We start from the raw sequence: 19,935 nt of genomic DNA, 5'->3' as shown, positions 1-19,935 counted from the left end.
TCCGTCATGGCGAAGCAAATTACGAAGTAATTGACGAAGCAATCTCAGGAATTTGTTATTATTTCATGAGATTGTCACGCTCTTTACATTCGCTCGCAATGACGGTTTTAATGACGGTTTTAGTTTTTAACGCAAATAACATCAGTACATTATGTTTTTCCAAACAAAATAACTAATTGTTACAACAATAAATGATACTATATACAAAGCATAATTAAAAACATATCCTGTGTGTATTTTGCCGGTAAGAACACTAAAGCAATTAACGACTCGTGAAAAACCGTTCGGTCCAAAACGATCAATTATTAGCTGATCGCCAAGATAAAATAAAGAAGCTAAACAGTTAATAGGTTTCACAATTAAGCAATTATATATTTCATCGAAGTAATATTTATTGCGTAATATGTTGGAAATTAATACAAGGGGTGTCATCCCGCGGCTTGAACGTAGGATCCAGGCGTTTTTAATATTTTTACTGGATTTCCGCTTTTGCGGGAATGACATAACAGTACTTGACTTATATAAGTAAATCCCAGTAACAATCCCCACTATACCGACTGCCATAGGTAGTAGCTTAATATATAAAGGCGGGTGGCTAATTAGTAATTTATAAATATGTAAATTAAATAGGCTTGCATGGAAATAACCGTTTGGTTTGTCCATAGCAAGTAAATAATAGCCGATCATACCGCTAAAAAAGCTTCCGGCGACAAGTAATATAAGTGGATTATTCATTACTTTAGCCGGTTCGTGAGCATGCTCAAAAACATCTTTTGCTAGCTTAGTTTTGCCATGAAATACCAACATAATAATCTTCATTGAATAAATAGCGGTAAGTATTGCTGCTGCTATTCCAAAAATAAACATAAACGAGCCGCTACTATAAGCCGCTTCTAAAATCGAGTCTTTAGAGTAAAATCCTGCCAAAGGATAAATCCCTATTAGTGCAAGTGAGCCGATTAAGAAGTTGCCATAAGTTACCGGCATTTTATTTCTTAAATCACCCATTTTAAAAATATCCTGCTCGTGAACGGCATGTATTACGCTGCCGGCTGATAAGAATAATAAGGCCTTAAAAAAGGCATGAGTTACTAAGTGAAATATTCCGCTATTATAGGCAGATACTCCGCACGCCATGAACATATAACCAAGCTGACTGCAAGTTGAGTAAGCAATAATCTTCTTTATATCGCTGTGCATAATAGCAATGCTTGCAGCAAAGAGACAAGTAACACCGCCGATAATCGTAATAAATTGTAGAATTAAAGGGCTATATTCAAATAAATACGAGCAGCGTGCTACTAAGAATACTCCTGCCGTTACCATGGTTGCTGCATGAATAAGTGCAGATACCGGAGTCGGTCCTTCCATCGCATCAGGAAGCCATACATGTAAACCGATCTGTGCAGATTTACCCATACAACCGATGAATAATAATAAACAAATAATGTCTAGAATGGAAAAATGTAAAAATATTTTTATATTAGATAATAATTCTGCAGATGACAATACATCTTTGTAATTTGCCGAGCCACAATAAACAATAATCGTCATTACACCTAAGATAAAAGCAAAATCGCTGGCTCTATTTATTATAAAAGCTTTAATCGCCGCTTTATTGGCTGATTCTTTTGAATACCAAAAACCTATTAGTAAATATGAGCAAGCGCCGACGCCCTCCCAACCGAAAAATAATTGTAAGAAATTATCGCTAGATACTAGCATTAACATAAAAAAAGTGAATAAAGAAAGAAAAGACAAGAAGCGTATAATCCCCTTATCTTCGGCCATATAGCCAAGCGAGTAGATATGCACGATGCTTGACACCCATGTTACGACTATAAACATTATGCTAGTTAGCTGATCGATATAAATCGACCAATTTACTTTAAAATTTCCAACCTCAATCCATGGTAATAATTTAATATGGATTATATTCCCGTCTAAGCCTGCATCGCAAAATATTATTAATGAGAATAAGGCAGATAAAGATAAAAAGCCGGTTGCAATTACTTGCGCTAATTTTTTGTCTATTACCCTTACGAATAACCCATTTATTATGCTAGATGCAAGCGGTAACATGATGATCATTATAGAAATATTTTGATACATCATTATCCCCACATCTGATTAATGTCGGTAATTTCAATGGAGCCTTTATTACGGAAATATATTAGTAATATTGCAAGCCCGATTGAGGTTTCGGCAGCTGCTACGGTTAAGATTATAATACTAAAAATTTGTCCCGATAATTCTTGCATATATACGGAAAATGCAACAAAATTTATGTTAACTGCAAGCAGCATTAACTCAATAGACATTAATATATTGATAATATTTTTGCGATGCATAAATAATCCAAACATTCCGATAGTAAAAACTAAGCTGCTTAAGATTAAATAATGATTAAGCGAAATATATTCATTCATATTTAATATTCTCAACACCTTTATTTAGAATAGGCTTTGTCATTAATATGGTATTTTCTTTATTGTGACGTAGTTGTTTTGATATATCTTGACGTTTTACTCCCTCACGCTTTTTTAGTGTTAACGTAATACATGCAATCATAGCGACAAATAATATAAGGCCCGCCATTTGAAACGGTAGCATAAAGTCTGTGTAGAGTATGCCTCCTATTGCTTTAGTATTTGAGATATTATTTGTTATGACAAACGATACATTGGAGTTGAAATTAATATTTTTAGTACCAAGTAAAATAATTATTACTAAATCGGCAAACATAATCAAAGCTATAAAAATACTTAAAGCTAGATTTGCTTTTAGCTGCGTTATTGTCTTATTAAAATGCATATCTAGCATCATTATCACAAATAAGAATAATACTGCTACAGCTCCAACATAAATCACTATCAGCATCATAGCTAAAAATTCTGCTCCAAGCAAAATCATAAGCCCTGCACCGTTGATAAATGCAAAAATTAACCATAATACCGAATATACGGAATTTTTGCTTAAGACAACGCATAAGCTACTGATAGTTATTAATGTTGCAAATAAATAAAAAAATATAGGCATGGTGTTTATATAGGTTGTGTCTTATCTCTATTTTATCCTCGTAAAACTCGTTTTACAACATTAGGTTCTTTCTCAATAATCTTAAGAAGTAATTTTGCAGCTCCGGTAGGTAATCTTCTGCCTTGTTCCCAGTTTCTTAAAGTTGCAACACTCACTCCAAATGTTGTAGCAAATTGTTGTTGTGTTAATTTTAACTTATCTCTTGCTTCATGCACGTCTATATTAGATAATTTTATATCATGTTTATTTGCTTTTAATTTTCCTTTAGTGTATAAAACAGCCTCTTGCATTCCAATTAATATACTTTTGTTTGTTTAGTATTTTTATTATTCATTTTTGCCTCGTCCGACATATAATTTTACCAATTCTTCAGTTAGTTTTTTTTATTCATTACAACTATTATGATTAATATTTTCCATCTTACTTTTTATAAAACCGGTTATTAAAAATACTGGCATATTTTCATTGTAGTAAAAATAAATTATTCTTATACTGCCACTTTTACCTTTATTATTACTACTTAAAGTAAATCGTAACTTTCTTATACCTCCAGTGCCTTTTATTATATCGCCTTGGTCAGGATTAGCAGCAATGTAATGTATTATTTCAAAGCATTCTTTTTCATTTAAATTATTCTTGGCGAATTTTTGCAACTCTGGAAGCTCAACAACTGAAATCAGTTTTTTACTCATAATAATTATACGCCATTGGCGTAGGAGAATCAATAAATAATTTTTGTTTAGTATCATGGATACCGTGGCAAGACCACGGTATGACAGAGTGCAAATTGGCTACACCAACAAAGCATTAGAAGAAAATTTCTTGATCATCGGAATAAATAAGCTTTCTAGTTCTTTGCGTATTTCTTCCTTGTTTTCTACTTTTTGACCTTCTTTACTTAAAGTTAGCTCGCCTTTTTCTACATGACCAAGTACAGCCTCAATGATTGCTTTTTTATCATGTTTACCATCCATATATCTAAGTGCAAACTTCTCAAAGAAATTAATGCCGATCGGTTCATGTTTTAAATTTGTAACCCACATAGAAGGTGTATTGGTTGCTTGATGTATCACCATTTTTGTTGTTTTAGGCTTATCAAGCTCAGGGTTATTTCGATGCTTCTGATTTGTAATACTAATATAACCTTGTAGTACTAGCTTCATTGCATTATTTAAAAGCTCAGCTTTGATTTCGTTTAATTTAGTATTATGTAGCTTTTTATTAGCTTCAGTGGTTATTTTCTCAAAGCTTAACGGATTATTTAGATTTTCGCTGAAAGTGTATAAAATAGCTTTCATATAAGGCGAACTAGTTGTTAAGTTAGAGTCTTGATTGCCGTTTAAGAAGAATTTTAAATTTTCGGAAGCATTATTAAGATCTACTTCTTTGAGTGGTTTTTCAGGCACTATATTAAAGATTATATTAAATTTCGTTATATCATCATTGTTAATACTTCTATTAATTTTCACATCACTATGACATAGTAAAGTGGTTCTAAAACGACGATTCGTAATGAAATCCATATATTGTTCGGTTCTAACTATATCGTTTACCGCTTTTAACTGCTCTACTACTTTCGGCGGCATATTACCAAGATACATAGTCGAAAGATTACAATCGGCTAAATATTGTAAATTGTGCTTTCTTGCTTCATTCATAAATTCATAGAAGTAGAATTGAGCATTTTCTTCTTCTAGATGATCATGACGTAAATAATGATCGGTTTGTTTAGCAAGTAGCCCTGCTTCGGTTTTTAATGCTTCTGCATAAGGAGTTTTAGAGTTTTCTAAGCTATCCTTCACAAATTCTAGTAACAATCTAGATTGAGCTATTCTATCCCGTACATTTGCAAATGAGCTAGAATGATACATCATCATATCTCTAATAGTACGGACCATATTCCAGCCAGGGAGGGTATTATAGCTAATATATGCTATTCCGTTTGGACTAAGATTTTTATTACAAACTTCAAAAATTTTATCTCTAACGGTTTTTGGTACCCAAGAAATTACGCCATGGCAAATTATATAATCAAACTTACCGAAAGAATCGTTAATGTCGGTTATCGAACAATGATAGAATTCTATATTTTTTAATCCTAGTGCTTTAACATTTTTATTTGCTTCGTCAATTTGTACCTTAGACAAATCAACCCCAACAAAATAAGCTTTTGGATAAAGAACTGCATGTGGTATTAAATTACCGCCTGCTGCACAACCAAGCTCTAATATTTTTGCATTCTCGACTTCAGGAGCATTTACACCGAAAAGAGTTGCAAGTGTACTTAAGTGATAAGGATTTGTAAGAGCATATGGGTAGCTTTCATACGGTACTTCATCATAAGTGTTATGATCTGAAACCGCACCGTTAACAACGGATTGTGCGGAATGTGTTTTTTTTGCCATCTTATCATGACCGTTAGGGGTAGAAGAAGAGTTAGTAGCTTTTGGAGACATATTTTTTCCTTATATAGTTGAATTATTCGTGTCATCTCGCGGGATGACATTGTAGCTTTCATATAAATCACAGAATTATTAAAATGGCAATCTATAAGTAAATCCTACGCCAAATTCTCCAACGGCTATAGTTTTTTTGATAGGCTTTGCTGGCACGAATTGCCCCGTTTGCATATCAAGTGTATCATAATTAATTCTTACTCTATATGCCGTTTGTAATTTTGCAGTTGCATCAATACTTAAACTTGAAGTTACATCTTGTGAAATTCCAAGACCTGCTTGCCAAGCAACACAATTTTTATGAGTTTTTCTTACTTTAAAATAATCGCTATTTATAACACTCCACCTAGAAGAGGTAGGCTTAACTTTTACTTGTGCTATTCCACCTCCAAGTATTACAAAAGGTGTGCCAGTTTTTATTTTTTCTAAATCATAAATAAGATTTAGCATATATATATTTGATAATACGGTAGTATTACCTGGGGTTTTAGGAATAGTGAGACCATTACTTAAATTTTGCTGAGGTAATACGTAATGCAGACGATATTTAGGTTGATAAGTTGCTGAGCATTCAATAGCTATCTGTGGATATATTATATAGCCTATTTTCCCACTATACATACTTGATTTTTTTAAAATTATTTTGGTATTTGAGTGTTTATGTCGGAATTTACTAACGACCGGTTCAACTATTCCACCTTCTGCTCCTATATAGAACCCTGTTTCTTTTGCGCAAGCAATGTTATTAAAAATGATGATAGTAATAAAAAATGATTTTAGTAATTTAGTCATTATAATTGCAAAATAAAAAAATATTATATACCCCCTTTATTAATGGTCAATCATATTTTTCCTAATTATGGAAGCAATTATACCAAATAGTAATAAAGTAATAGTTACAGTTAACGCAACATATGCCGGAATCGCTATATAATGATGAATAAATATTTTAAAACTGATAAATATTAAAATTAAAGCCAAAGAATATTTTATATAACTGAAACGTTCTACAATTTCTGCTAAACAAAAGAATAACGCTCTAAGCCCTAAAATAGCAAAAATATTTGAAGTATAAATTATATAAACATCATTAGTAATTGCGAATATTGCCGGTATACTATCTATAGCAAAGACTAAATCTATTGCTTCTATCAGTACTAGAGATATAAAAAGGGGGGTGCAATATAGTTTGTTATTACGTTTAACAACAAATTTATCCCCTTCAAGGTTAGGGGTAATATTTAGATTTTTTATTATTGACTTGTAAATATAAGAATTCTGTATATCAAAAGTTTTATGTGATACATAGAAAGTTTTTATACCTGTAGTAATAAGTATTACGGCAAAAATATATAATAACCAGGTAAATTTATTTATAAGAATAATACCGCCGTAAATCATTACGGCTCTGAATATTATTACGCCTATTATACCGAAAAATAAAACACGATGTTGATATTGCCCGGGAATTTTAAAAAATTGGAACATAATAGAGATAACAAAAATATTATCAAGTGACATAGCTTTCTCAATGAGAAAGCAAGTATAATATTCACGAGCATGATCTGCCCCCGTATTATAGTAAACATAGATACCGAATGAACAAGCTATTACAAGATAGAAAAGACTAAAAAGTATGCTTTCTTTAAAACTCATTATGGTATTTTTTTTGTGTATTATTCCCAAATCGAGAATCAGTAAAGCAGCGATTACCGTATAAAAAATAATCCAACTCATTTATTTATCTCTTCATTTTATATTGCATGTGAAAATATAGTCCTCCATCAAACATAACTCTTAGCTGGAATCTTATAGTATTTTCTCCTTGTTTTAAATAACGCTTTATATCAATCGGTAAATTTTTAGCTTGTAATGCTTGACCTTGGTCATTTCCATTGTTACAGTACCTTTTCTCATCCAGAGAATCAACGTTAGTAGGGAGGCTAAGTAACTTTGTGCCGTTGACATATATTAATGTGCAATCATCATACCATAAATCTTTTACTTCAAAATACTCAATATCGTCCATTATTGCATCTAAAGTTACTTTGAATTCTACAGTATGCAATATTGTATTGTCCGGTTTATTTGCTGCAGCTATACTTGCTCCATCCTTTGGAAATGCCATAATGCTTCCATGTGGTACCGGTTTTTTGTTGAAGATATAGTCACCTATTTTAGTTACCGGATTATAAGGGGTCTCAAGTAATTGGTCTGATGGGAAGTCGTTATAACCAACTTTTATAGGTAATCCTTTAAATTCTCTACAGCCGACATTGTGGCCTAAAGGTTCAAACTCGACAACCTTTCTATCAAAATATGATAAACAATAGCGTTCTAAAGGTTTATTAGGATCAATAGGTATCCAATTCGTCGGGCATTTTCCTTTTGCCAGTTCTCCTATATCGCTTTCAGGCCATTCTGCATTACCGTGATTGTTACCGGAAGGAGCTTTCTCTGTGCTAGGAATTTTAGCACAAGTAGGTACTAATATAGGAGCACAAAGATTTAGCTCTTGCCAAGTTTTATCTCTTACATCCTCAGTCTCAGCTTTATATGTCGGCTCAGGAGGAGTATTGTTATCTCCTTTTGTATATGTCACTTTATAATATTTTGAAGGATCTACCGGTACTAATATTGGTCCTATGTTAGGTTTCGGCTCGATTCTATCTGTATAATCCCTACTTAAAACACATATAGGAGTATTAGCCTTATCGTTATTGGTATAGCATTTACTCGGAATCTTATTTATATTGCAAGTATAAATTGTAATACCTCTTCCTGGACCTGACACTGTTTCTTCTAGAGTACAGCGCGTTAGATCTGTATCTTTTTTACATAAGCCAAGATTTGGATATTTAACGTTATATTTATTTTTAAAATCTTTACAATTTATAGTATCGTTGTTGTTGAGTTTAGCAAGTACACAATTTATTGAGTCATTATTGTAACCGGGCATAGGTGATCCATCAGGTAAAGTAGGACGCAGCATAGGGTTACAATGTTGGAAATTTTTCGGCATCAAGCAGGCATGCGTTCCACCTTGGATATATTTACCGTTTATATATTCTAAATATTTTAAATATACCGCACTTGAGTCAGGATTTCCATTACTATCATAAGGTGCTTTATCGTCTTTATATTTACCGTGAATAGTCAACTGATTTAGAGCATTCTCTCCTGAAAACGGCATAGCAATATATTTATCTTCCTTTGGATCTTTAGGTATAAACGCAACGGAAGAACTATACTTATAACCGGCAAGCATTACTATGCTTTCGGTGTCAGTGGGGTTGGGGGGTGGAGGTCCGGCGTATGCTAACGGCGTTACAAGAGTGCTTGTTTCATCTATGATATTGTCGCCTTCTCTTACTTGTACTGATGCAACGAATTGCGGTTTATAATAAGCATCGTTGGGATTGCTATTATTAGTACAGGTAATTCCGGCATATTGCTTTGCACATTCATAAGTAGCTAAGCTGTAAGAATGATTTACTCTCGGTACGCAATCTATTAAACTACCGGACTCAAATAAGCAAATATTATTAGGATTTTGCTTATCGTCTTCGGTATTACTAATAGAGACATAAAGCTTTCTATCTTTACCGTTAGTGTCTTTTAAGATGACATCTGTCTTTATAGGCATTAAGCTAGTTGTATCTTGCTTTTGTACCTCAGGAAATTTTACGCTTACATCCTTAAATTCGCCGATATTAACTCCCCACACTTTTTGACAGGTAGTTGAATTAGAACTTGGACAGTCCGGTATATCGCTTATGTAGTAATCGCTGGGTGTTTCTACATTTCCAATTTTCTGCGAATATACTATTCTAAATCCCTCATTACAACCGTTAGCTGTAACACTACATGGCGTAGAAATTTCTGTATTAATACATGGAGTGTTGCCTGAAGTATTCTTACACGATTTAATTAAATCTTTAAAAGCCGTATTAGTATGAGTAATTTTTGCTGAAGAAAAATCTATATTACGTGGTTCTACACAAGTTTTGAGGTCAGAGCGAGAACTCGTGCAAAGCGGAACAAGATTGCTAAAGCTAACACGTATGGTATTATTAACAATATTGTTTTTAACATTAATATTAGATGGCACTACACAAGCTGGACTAGTAGAAGATTGGTCAAACTGGCCGCTTGCATCTTTTATGCTACATACATTATGAGCACTCGCATTAATGCTAATATAATCTAAATTTGGACAATATGGTGGTGGAAAAGGCCCTAAAGGTAATTGTACACAACCAAAAGAATAGCTATCTACAGAACCGTTTAATGACCCAAGTGCTTCAATAATTTTTATTATTAAAGTAGGAAAAAAATTAAAAATCTCTCCTATTGCATTAAGTATTGATTGAAGTACTTTGATAAATTCTGAATTTTGATCTATCATACCAAGAAGCTGCCCTAATAAACTTGGTAAACTTGCTCCTTTTATCGTTTCAACTAAAAATTTTAATACTTTTGCAATAGGGCTAAGTTCGTTAGTGTGATGAAGAGGTTGACGATTAGGATTCCAGTCCACCGGATCAAGATGTACACCGGAATCTGAAACAAGGTTAACAAGTCCAGGATCGCTATAAGCACAAAGTTTAGGAGGTTTTAAAGTAACTATTTTTCCGTCTACACCGATTATCTTATTATCAGTTTCTGTATAACCGACTTTATTGAGATGTACTCCATCGGTATAACCTGGATCTGCAGGGGAAGGTGGGGCATTTATTCCGGGAGGTGGAGGCATATCCGGTACGGCAACTCTAGCACAGACTCTAGTTAGAGGTATACCGTAACCTGTAGGCCATAATACACATTCTCCATCCCAATTTAAAGTAGAGTTTTGGTGCCAACAAGCTATGGCATTACAGCTTTGAACTCTAATACGAATTTTTGGAGTAAAGTAACTACTATCAGGGGCTTCTTCCGCACATCTATTGAGTAAAAAACCGATAAATGTACCTGGGTAATCAAATTTTAATAAACAAGTATCATTATTACGGCCGTCGCTTTTATTCCAAGGAGGACATAATGTGCCTGGTTTAAAAGGCCCTCTTGGCTTTGCATTGATGCCTCCATCCTTATTCCAAATTTCCGTTCTCTCACTTTGACCGCAATTACATGGATCGCTAAGACAAGTGACTATATCATCCCAAATAGATGCATATACATTAAATGAGAAAAATGAAAATAAGAAAAATAGTAAATATTTTTTTAACACTTTGAGTATTCTTTATGCTCGTTGTTTTTATAGTTCATAATAAATTATTGTCATCCCACGAGCTTGTAGCGGGATCCAGTCCTTTTTAATTTTTTTGGATCCCATAATAAATCACGGGATGACAGAGTGAAATATTAGTCCGTATTTAACTCATTATATAGGTAATTAACCCAATTATCCGGAGGACCTTGGTGTTGTTCAAGTATTTTTTTATAAATATCCATTTCCTCCTGTCTGCTTGATAAAATACGGACAACTCCTATTAAAGCGGCAATACTTAATTCAGAAGCTATCGATTCATTATCCTTACTAATTAAGAACATTCTTGCAGAAAGTATTAGCTGTGATAATTTTTTTATTTCCGGCTCGCTTAAACCTAAAATTTTATCTAAATCTTCTATTTTAACTTCAGATGGTAGAATGATTTTAGTATTAATTAAATCAAGCCAAGGTTTTATAGTATATTTTGGATATGACTTAAGATAAATAAAATTGAAATTACTGACGAAAATACCGTTATTTTGAGACAAATTATTATAGATTAAATTTATATTATCATAATAAATCTCAGGTCTGTAAAGTTTATCAAAATTATCGGCAGCAAATATTTTAGGTTTTGTGCCAACTAGACTTAAATGATAAGTAAGAGCATAAATTGCTGCTGCACTAATACTTTGGTGTTTCTTTAAATTATTATTAAATTGTTCTAAAAATTTTCTCTCCGTCGGGTAAAATTGTTTAGAAAACGGCTCATCAGAAAGTTTATATAAATTAAACCCTATAACTTGCCCTTCTTCAATGTTAAGAGACGATCCGTCAAATAATCCGGAATATAATTGTTCTTCGGTAAAAACTTTAAGTTTATCAAGTATTTGTATTCCTCCTTCCTCCTTAAAATCTTCTAATTTTAAAATATCGGAAAAAATACGTTTTTCTTTTTCAATTGATAAAATTTTATTTTTTAATTTCTCTAGAAAGGATATCTCTATTTCGCTAAGAGGTGAAATATAATGACCACTGATTAATTTTAAAAATTCTAAAATGAATGCTTGTGATTTTTCTGTATCATCTACTAAAAATGGATTGATAATTTGTTTGTCCGGTTCTAACCATTTGCCTTCTATTGCCTCGATAAAAATTTTAGAATCATTATTATTAGAGATATAAATTATTGTTGGATCGTATTTAGTCGATTCTGATATTAAAAAGTTCAATAATACGGTTTTGCCGGTTTTCCCCGTACCAAAGATGCAAGTATTACCTTTATTCGTTTTATCATGAAAATTCATGAAATATGGAGTACCTTTCTCGGTTCGCAGTAAAGTTATAGCCTTACCCCAAGGATTATATTGATTACCGAGTGTAGTATTATGAAGAGCGGTAAGAGAAGCAATATGCTCTACGGATAATGGCGACATTTTACGTATAAAGGCAAAGTTAGCAGGTAATTGCGACCAAAATATTTGCTCAATATTAATATCTTCTTTTACATGAATAATACCAAGTTTAAAAAGTTCGGTTGATGCTTTAGCTACGGCTGCATCTAGTTTATTTTCATCTTCTTCTATAACGGCAATTGAAATTTGCTGATTACAAAATTGAAAATCTAAATTAGCTGCATCAAGCTTATTAATCCCTTTGTGATTAAGTAAAGTTGAGTCGTTAGTAATTTTTAGAATATAATCTTGACCACGCAATTTGGATATTACTTGTTTTTTGCTAACAAAGTAAAATATTTCAGTTATTATTAATTCAATCGGTAACTGTAAAAATTTATCCAGTGTATTAGAAGGAGTTTCATGATATTCTTTTATAGATAGTAAAGAAGCGAATTTATTATTTTGCTCATGATCCGTAACTACCACTTTATCGCTTCTAATTGTATAAATACTTCTACCTAGTGCATCGGATAAATCTATTATAGGTACCAAACAATCATTATTATTAAGGTTAGCTATTCGATTATATAAAAATAAAGGATTAGAAAAAGCATTATCATTTTCAAATATTATACCGAGTTTTTCAGCACCAAATTCGTTTAAATCATTTAAAATATTATTAGTGATATTGTCTAATTTTTGAAACGCTGCATCTAAGTAGTTATTTTCAAAATCAGTAATTAATTTATTAGATAAAGAATTTATTAAAGAGTTAAAATTTGTGATGTTAACTTTAGTAGAATCATGTACTATAGATATATATAAAGTATTAACGAATTTATCATTCCAATGGTTTTTTCTTTGCCATAGGGTATGAATATTTGCCGGTAATAATTTTTTGTAAGGAGTTGAATCGTCTAAGTTTTGTTTTTCTCGTATTGTATGTAGCCAAAAAGCAAAATTATAATCGGTTATATTCTTTTTTATAGAAACTCTAACCATTTCACGTAAATTTTGTATGTTATCACTTATTTTCTCTGAGGTAATGCCGTGTATTTTGATAATTTGTAGTAATTTACCGTCTTTGGTAAGTAAAGTATTTTCATTATAATGACATGCTATAGGTATAAAATTAGGAGCATTATAATTATATATATCTTTGTCAAATTTTCGTAAACCACTAAACACAAATAACCTGAATTTAAATTATCGTTTTGTATACTCGTTCAACTTGGAAAAGAGCAAGGATTCTGTAAGCCGAGGGGCGGAGCGTATACTTAATACGTGAGTATCCGAGGACTTACAAAGACGACGTAGCCAACTCTTCATTTCACAGGAGTATATACTAATGAACTTTGCCTGTGTGGATGCTAGAGTTGTCATTGCGAGCAGCCGTAGGCCTCTACTCGATGTCATTCCCGCTTTCGCGGGAATGACATAAGAGCCATGCAACAAAGCCAATTTAACAACAACTAGAAACTTTACCTTATTATCTATCTTTAATAAACAATTATTCACTATAGGCAGTGATTTTTTGTAATCCTCCCATGTAATTTATCAAGACATCCGGTATAGTTATTGATCCATCTTCATTCTGATAATTTTCAAGTATTGCAACCATAGTTCTTCCGATAGGTAATCCTGAAGCATTTAAAGTATGAACTAAGGTAGTTTCGTTACTGCCGAATTCTTTATATCTTGCTTTCATTCTACGTGCTTGAAAATCTCCACAATTAGAACAGCTAGCAATTTCACGATATTGCTTTTGTCCCGGAAGCCATACTTCTATATCATAGGTTTTTTTTGCCGCAAATCCCATATCTCCGGTGCAAAGTAACATAACACGATAAGGAAGATTCAGTTTTTGTAAAATAGTCTCTGATGCATTAGTTATATATTCATGTTCATTTTTTGATTCTTCAGGGGTAGTAATAGATACTAGCTCAACTTTACCGAACTGATGTAATCTAATCATACCTCTTGTATCTCTACCGCTACTACCTGCTTCTGATCTAAAGCACGGGGTGTAAGCAACATAACGCATCGGTAATTTTTCTCTTGGTATAATAGCATCGGCGACTATATTTATTAAAGATACTTCTGCGGTTGGAATTAGTCTGTAACCATTGGTTGTTACAAAAGACTCTTGGGCAAATTTAGGTAGTTGTCCTGCATTATACATAGCATTATCTCGCACTAATACCGGAGGTGATATCTCAAAGAAATCCCACTCTTTAGTATGAACATCAACCATAAAATTAATTAAAGCACGTTCTAGCTTTGCTAAATCACCTTTTAACGTTACAAATCTAGTTCCAGAAATTTTAGCAGTTTGTTCAAAATCCATTAAATTTAATTTTATACCTAGTTCAAAATGCTGTTTATTCAAAGCATTTGGATTTGTCTCTCCGTAAGTACGAACTAATTTATTCATACTTTCATCCATTCCGTAAGGTACTTCTTCGTCCGGAATATTAGGAAACATATTTAATAGTTCATTTAATTCGTTATTATTATTTAGATCCTGTTCAAGTGCTTCCAACTTCTCATTTATATGTTTGACATCTCTTTGTAACCCTTCAAACTCTTCGCCGCTTTTAGAGGCCATATTACCTAAAATCTTTGATTTTACCTTACGTGCATGCTGAAATTCTTGAATTAAACTCGTAATTTTTCTTTTCTCTCCGTCGAGCATAGCAATTTTACTAGACATAGGTTCAATAAATCTTTGGCTAAGTTTTTCATCGAACAATTCTTTATTTTCTCTAATCCATTTGATATTTAACATTTAGTGTCCTCAGTTTTTCTATAAAATTACATATCATTATTGAAGTTTCATATAATAAAAGTAGCGGTATTGCAAGAGCAAACTGGCTTAAAATGTCAGGAGGCGTTAATATTCCTGCAATAATAAAGTTAATTACCACGGCAATGCATCTTTTTTGCTTAAGTGTTTGTACCTTAACTATTTTTAGTATATTTAATATCATTATCACAACTGGCAGTTGAAAGGCAACGCCAAAAGCAATAATTAAATGAATAACTAAATTTAGATACTCGCTAATTCTTGCTTCCAAAACTATCGGTACTATCATATCACGTTTTTCAAAACTAAGAAAAAAATTCCAAGCTTTCGGCATTACAAAGTAAAAAACAAAAATACTACCGCACCAAAATAAAATAGGCGACATAAAAAGAATAAAAGCGATAATTTTTTTTTCATGGCGGTGTAACCCGGGACTGATAAATAAATAACACTCCAAAGCAATTATAGGTATAATAATAGTAAAAGCAGTAAAAGCTGCAAGTTTAATATAGGTAAAAAATGCTTCTGTAAGCCCTGTATAAATTATATTTCGTACCGTATCACCGCTTAGCTTAGCAAGCGGTTTTAATAAAACACTATAAATATTGTCGCTAAAATAATAGCAAATAGCAAATATACTTATAAAAGCAGTAAATATTCTAAGAAGCCTTATTTTTAATTCTAATAAATGTTCTTGAAAACTATATAGTTTCATAAAAATTCTGACTCTTCATTTCGCAGAAATATATATATCAATATTATAAACTTTTTTTAATAATTGTCATATCTTTTTAGAAATATTCACAAAGCCTAGTTTCTTTCTATATATTTTATAAAATATCGGGATAAATAACATGCTAAACAGAGTATTACCTAAAAAGAATACAGGCCAAGTAAGATATTTTGCACAAATACCGCCAAGGCTAGCTAGAATAATACGGCTAAGCGAGCTAAAAGATGCAATAATAGAATATTGTGTGGCAACAAATTCACTATTGCAAAGGCTAGCAAAATAGATAGAGATAATAGTTCCTGCAAAGCCTGCACAAAAATTTTGTACTGTAACAGTTATTATAAATGTCTTTATATCATAGCCGATAGTAGCAAGAATCATAAACATAAGAGGTGACAATAATTGAGTAACTCCACCAATTAAGACACTATGAAATATACCCATTTTTGCAGCTAAAACGCCGCTTAAAGCTCCTCCGACGATCATGATTAGTAACCCGTAAGCTTTGTAAATAACGGCAATTTCATGAGTAGTAAAACTTAAATCGAGCAATAAAGGCGAACTCATAGCCATAGGTATAGAATCCGCAGCCTTATATAAAAAGATAAACAATATAATTAGCAGTAAATATTGCTGTTCATTTTTTAAGGAGATAATACTTTTTTTAATCACTTCAAAATATTGTTGTAATCCTATTAAATTAGTAGTTGTATGGTATATTTCTTTTGATGGTGGTTCTTTGATACATAAAATTACTATAGGTCCAATTAGAGTAATGAATAGAGCAAATTTATATACTGTATTCCAGCCGAAAATAATTGATGAATATAAAGTACCGACGCTGCCAAGTAACATACCTAAACGAAACCCTATGCTACTAAAGGTAAAAGCCATTGAAAGCTCTTCTTGAGATGTAGGTCTCTCAATTCTATATGCATCAAGTACAATATCTTGTGTAGAACTGCAGAATGAAATAATAAATAAGATAATTGCAGTAATATATAAGTTATTACAAGGGCTTATGTTTAAGAACCCCGTCATCGCTAGGATTAAAAATATTTGTGATACCAATGCCCAGCCACGCCTGTGACCGAATTTAGAACATAAAAAAGGTATAGAGTATTTATCTATAAAAGGTGACCATATGACCTTTAAGCAATAAGGAAAGGCAGCTAGTGATATCGAACCTATTATATCAGTGGTGTATTTTGCTTCGGATAATTGATATGGAACTGTAAAAAAAATTAAATTGAACGTAAGACCGGAAATTAAGCCTAAAAGTAAAATACCTATTAAATATGTATGGTTATTTATGTCATTCTTGCATGAATTGATCTTAAACGTCATTGTGAGGAAAAACTGTAAGTTTCGACGAAGCAATCCAGTAAAAAATTCTGATTTACAGAATATTCTATTATTATTTCTGAATTGCCACCACGCTCCTTGCAGTTGTGGCTTTGTTGCATGTCTTACTTCCACCTCTGTCATCCTGCAAGTTTGTAGCAGGACCCAGTTAAAAATACTAATATTGTTAGCATTCTTAGTTGTTTTTTGGGTACCGTGGTCAAGCCACGGTATAACGCCGAACACGTTTTTTGAGCAATGCAACAACGCTTTCAGTCGCTCGTAATGACGATTAGGTACACACGCAATAATGCCTCGCAGGAATGACATAAAGGAATGATTAAAAATTTTGTACACGAAATCTAATAGCTTTAAATAGTTACTTAATATTTCATTTTTAGGGAGTAAGGAGCGACTTTGGAAAATATTTTACCGACTACCGGTATTTTAGTTACAATAGTGCTGATTAAGAAAAAGGAAGGAATAACATTTCCTTTAACCATAATTAATTGCTGCTTGGTATCAATATTACCTGTCATAGTAAAATCAAAGAACGGTCCATGTGCTTCCGTATCAAAAATTGTAATTATATTTCCTCTATAATTAAATTTACCTCTCATATCTTCAAATAAAATATTTTTATTATTAGTGATTGAACTAAGAAAACCCGGCAACGAAACAAAGGAAACAAGCCGTGTTAAAAAAGGAGTATCGACTACCGTAAAATGTTTTATAGAAAATTTGCCGTCTAATATTGGCACTATTTCACCTTTTTTTACTTCATATCTTTTTGTATTTAAGTTGATGTTAATTTGACCGTTTTGCATAGTGGTATACATTCCGAGTCCCTTAAGCAATGCTCCGGCATTATCGGATTCAATGAACCATTGTTCAAAAGTTTCCTTAGCGGTAAGCGACATCTTAACTTTTTTATTATCAATATTAGCATTTAGAAAGCCGGAGAAACACCGCACTTTATCACATTTAATTGCTAAATCAAGATTACCTAGAATTATATTATTCTTTAAAAGTATTTTTGATATATTAGTTTTTAAATTAATATTACGTGTAGAATCTCCCGCTTTTTCTAAAAACTGCATCATATTAGCATTTGATAAATCTAATCTGCTTCCATAAAGTGCCGTATTAAGATTATGGTTATCTATGATTATTTTTCCTTTTAAATCCGTATGATTATGTTTAACAGAGGCTAGATTAATATTATAAATATTTTTCTTAATTAAGGCATTACCGTTAATTTTTAGATTATCCTGCCCTGAAAGGTTAAATTCAATATTTCTATCGAAATTTTTATCATTTAATTTAGTATATAAATATAAATTGGCTTTTTTATATAATTTTTTATGAATAGATACTTTATCTATATAAAATTCTAAATTATTAAGATTAGAATTAACGGTAATAAAACTCTCATTATTATGCTGTTTTTTATACTCAAAATTTAAAACGGTGCTGCCTGAAATTAATTTAAATACTCCAAATCTTTGATTATTTGCTGCAATATTGCTTTTTATTTTAAGTAAACACTCATTATTTTTATCCGATATATCATGATCATAAGTAAAGCTGCTTGCATAATTATTAATGTTACCTTTACCGCTAATATTTAGTTTATTATCTTTAAAACTACCTTTGGCTTCACCGTTTTGTAATAGGATATTATTATCTAATGTGTTAAAAGAGATATTTGTTAATGTCGACAAAACATTATAGCTATTAGGGATATTGGGGCTAATAGGAATTATTAACTCTATTATTGAATTTGCCGTTCCTTTGATTGTTTTAAGATCAATATTTTGAGCTTTAATATTTTGATATGCATCATTTGGAACAAAGGCAATTAAGTCATTAATTTCACCTTTAGCAGTAGCATTAAACACAAATTGTGATTTATCCAGTCCTTCCCATTTGAAAGTCATAATACCGTCTGAAACGACACTTTTACCGCTATATGCTTCATTAATTAGAAATTTTATTTCCGGTCCTGAAATGATTATATTAGTATCAACTTTAGTCAAAGGCGGTAAATCTGTATGATATTTATATTCAAAATTCGAGATATGTAAATTTGCTTTTAAATTATCTTCTACTAAAATATTTTTTTTTAAAAATTTTTTATCTAATTTAATATTTAATTCTCCGTTTTGGATGTAACCTTGTTTTATATGTTCTCGTAAATATGAGATTATAGGATTATTCGGAATAATTTTTTCGACTGTTTGATAAATTATTAAAGGCATATTTGCGGCAGCTGCACTTGCATCGATATTTTTATCGGTTATTATACCGCTTAGTGATAAAAAAGCTTTGTCCCCAAAGGTGAGTTTGCAATTAACGGTCTTTGGATTATTTTTAGAATAGGTGGTTTTATATGAGCATAAAGCATTTCCTAGAGGTAAGTCTGCTCCTTGCTCATCAGTTAAGATATCACTTTTTATTGAAGTTAGTCGTATGTCGGTTAGGGCATCTTTTTTAATTATATTTAACGAATAATCACCGGTCGTTGAAGTATTTATAATCTCTTCATCGTTATTTGAAATTACGGAAATTTTATCGATATTAAAATTAGCCTCTATTAACGAATTAGAGAAGAAATTTTTGCAATTAAAGAAAAGATTAAAATCGTTAATTTCTCCTCTAGCATTATCTATAAGACTTAAGGAAATTTTATCTATGGATAATCGGTTTTCTTTAAATTCTAAATTATGTAGTACAGCCTTTATATCATTTTTACTTAAATAAAATTCAATTATTTTTTTCAAAGGTTCATTTAAGTGTCCTTTATTTGCACTATAAACAGTTAGAGTTATAGCCAAAGATAATGAAATCAGAATTATAAAAATACTAATAAAGGTTTTTTTAATAAAATTCATTTGAGCTTGTAAATCTATTGAAATATGATAAAAGCTTTATATACTCGGATAGAA

At 31.7% G+C, this 19,935-nt stretch carries 14 protein-coding genes and 1 pseudogene; all 15 read right to left on the bottom strand.

The features are described 5' to 3' along the window. Nucleotides 1–141: 141 nt before the first annotated feature. A complete protein-coding gene (gene nuoL / locus RJP_RS06255) occupies nt 142–2,115 on the bottom strand; it encodes an NADH-quinone oxidoreductase subunit L (RefSeq protein ID WP_024704374.1) in 1,974 nt (657 codons plus the stop codon). Further along, entirely contained in the window at nt 2,115–2,429 is a 315-nt protein-coding gene (gene nuoK, locus RJP_RS06250) for an NADH-quinone oxidoreductase subunit NuoK (RefSeq protein ID WP_012151334.1), read from the bottom strand. Before nuoK ends, nuoL begins: the two co-directional genes overlap by 1 nt. After that, nucleotides 2,422–3,039, bottom strand: a complete 618-nt coding sequence (locus tag RJP_RS06245; protein WP_014121101.1) for an NADH-quinone oxidoreductase subunit J — start codon at nt 3,037–3,039, stop codon at nt 2,422–2,424. Before RJP_RS06245 ends, nuoK begins: the two co-directional genes overlap by 8 nt. 32 nt (nt 3,040–3,071) lie before the next feature. Continuing rightward, nucleotides 3,072–3,329: a helix-turn-helix domain-containing protein gene (locus RJP_RS06240; RefSeq protein ID WP_004997354.1), complete on the bottom strand. Its 258-nt coding sequence runs from the start codon at nt 3,327–3,329 to the stop codon at nt 3,072–3,074. A gap of 93 nt (nt 3,330–3,422) precedes the next feature. Continuing rightward, on the bottom strand, nt 3,423–3,788 hold the full coding sequence (locus tag RJP_RS07090) for a type II toxin-antitoxin system RelE/ParE family toxin (RefSeq protein ID WP_225981267.1): 366 nt from the start codon (nt 3,786–3,788) through the stop codon (nt 3,423–3,425). A gap of 42 nt (nt 3,789–3,830) precedes the next feature. Next, entirely contained in the window at nt 3,831–5,495 is a 1,665-nt protein-coding gene (locus tag RJP_RS06230) for a methyltransferase regulatory domain-containing protein (RefSeq protein ID WP_024704373.1), read from the bottom strand. Between the two features lie 78 nt (nt 5,496–5,573). Beyond that, the gene (locus RJP_RS06225) at nt 5,574–6,287 is read right to left on the bottom strand and encodes an outer membrane protein (RefSeq protein WP_014121100.1); all 714 of its coding nucleotides are present in this window, start codon (nt 6,285–6,287) and stop codon (nt 5,574–5,576) included. A gap of 39 nt (nt 6,288–6,326) precedes the next feature. Beyond that, the gene (locus RJP_RS06220; RefSeq protein ID WP_014014803.1) at nt 6,327–7,232 is read right to left on the bottom strand and encodes a TerC/Alx family metal homeostasis membrane protein; all 906 of its coding nucleotides are present in this window, start codon (nt 7,230–7,232) and stop codon (nt 6,327–6,329) included. A gap of 4 nt (nt 7,233–7,236) precedes the next feature. Next, nucleotides 7,237–10,725 (bottom strand): hypothetical protein, encoded by a 3,489-nt coding sequence (locus RJP_RS06215; protein WP_014121099.1) that lies wholly within the window; start codon nt 10,723–10,725, stop codon nt 7,237–7,239. Between the two features lie 134 nt (nt 10,726–10,859). Next, on the bottom strand, nt 10,860–13,292 hold the full coding sequence (locus RJP_RS06210; protein WP_014121098.1) for a VirB4 family type IV secretion/conjugal transfer ATPase: 2,433 nt from the start codon (nt 13,290–13,292) through the stop codon (nt 10,860–10,862). A gap of 129 nt (nt 13,293–13,421) precedes the next feature. Continuing rightward, nucleotides 13,422–13,565, bottom strand: a pseudogene (locus RJP_RS11655) (palindromic element RPE5 domain-containing protein); the annotation flags it as partial. A 49-nt stretch (nt 13,566–13,614) separates the two neighbouring features. Beyond that, entirely contained in the window at nt 13,615–14,892 is a 1,278-nt protein-coding gene (gene serS / locus RJP_RS06205; RefSeq protein ID WP_014121097.1) for a serine--tRNA ligase, read from the bottom strand. Next, nucleotides 14,870–15,625, bottom strand: a complete 756-nt coding sequence (tatC, locus tag RJP_RS06200; RefSeq protein WP_014121096.1) for a twin-arginine translocase subunit TatC — start codon at nt 15,623–15,625, stop codon at nt 14,870–14,872. Before tatC ends, serS begins: the two co-directional genes overlap by 23 nt. A gap of 66 nt (nt 15,626–15,691) precedes the next feature. Further along, the gene (locus RJP_RS06195; RefSeq protein ID WP_014121095.1) at nt 15,692–17,344 is read right to left on the bottom strand and encodes an MFS transporter; all 1,653 of its coding nucleotides are present in this window, start codon (nt 17,342–17,344) and stop codon (nt 15,692–15,694) included. 26 nt (nt 17,345–17,370) lie between these two features. Then, the gene (locus RJP_RS06190; RefSeq protein WP_014121094.1) at nt 17,371–19,881 is read right to left on the bottom strand and encodes a YhdP family protein; all 2,511 of its coding nucleotides are present in this window, start codon (nt 19,879–19,881) and stop codon (nt 17,371–17,373) included. Nucleotides 19,882–19,935 lie beyond the last annotated feature (54 nt).

Origin of the sequence: Rickettsia japonica YH (assembly GCF_000283595.1) — a bacterium.
In the GTDB taxonomy this organism is placed as follows: Bacteria; Pseudomonadota; Alphaproteobacteria; order Rickettsiales; family Rickettsiaceae; genus Rickettsia; species Rickettsia rickettsii.
The sequence above is the reverse complement of the archived record's forward strand: the minus strand, read 5'-3'. Positions and strand labels throughout refer to the sequence as shown.

Excerpts from the sequence above, each read along its gene's own strand:
- RJP_RS06245 (WP_014121101.1), bottom strand. The coding sequence starts at position 3,039 with ATGCCTATATTTTTTTATTTATTTGCAACATTAATAACTATCAGTAGC.
- RJP_RS07090 (WP_225981267.1), bottom strand. The coding sequence starts at position 3,788 with ATGATACTAAACAAAAATTATTTATTGATTCTCCTACGCCAATGGCGT.
- tatC (WP_014121096.1), bottom strand. The coding sequence starts at position 15,625 with ATGAAACTATATAGTTTTCAAGAACATTTATTAGAATTAAAAATAAGG.
- RJP_RS06240 (WP_004997354.1), bottom strand. The coding sequence starts at position 3,329 with ATGCAAGAGGCTGTTTTATACACTAAAGGAAAATTAAAAGCAAATAAA.
- RJP_RS06230 (WP_024704373.1), bottom strand. The coding sequence starts at position 5,495 with ATGTCTCCAAAAGCTACTAACTCTTCTTCTACCCCTAACGGTCATGAT.
- nuoK (WP_012151334.1), bottom strand. The coding sequence starts at position 2,429 with ATGAATGAATATATTTCGCTTAATCATTATTTAATCTTAAGCAGCTTA.
- nuoL (WP_024704374.1), bottom strand. The coding sequence starts at position 2,115 with ATGATGTATCAAAATATTTCTATAATGATCATCATGTTACCGCTTGCA.
- serS (WP_014121097.1), bottom strand. The coding sequence starts at position 14,892 with ATGTTAAATATCAAATGGATTAGAGAAAATAAAGAATTGTTCGATGAA.
- RJP_RS06220 (WP_014014803.1), bottom strand. The coding sequence starts at position 7,232 with ATGAGTTGGATTATTTTTTATACGGTAATCGCTGCTTTACTGATTCTC.
- RJP_RS06190 (WP_014121094.1), bottom strand. The coding sequence starts at position 19,881 with ATGAATTTTATTAAAAAAACCTTTATTAGTATTTTTATAATTCTGATT.
- RJP_RS06225 (WP_014121100.1), bottom strand. The coding sequence starts at position 6,287 with ATGACTAAATTACTAAAATCATTTTTTATTACTATCATCATTTTTAAT.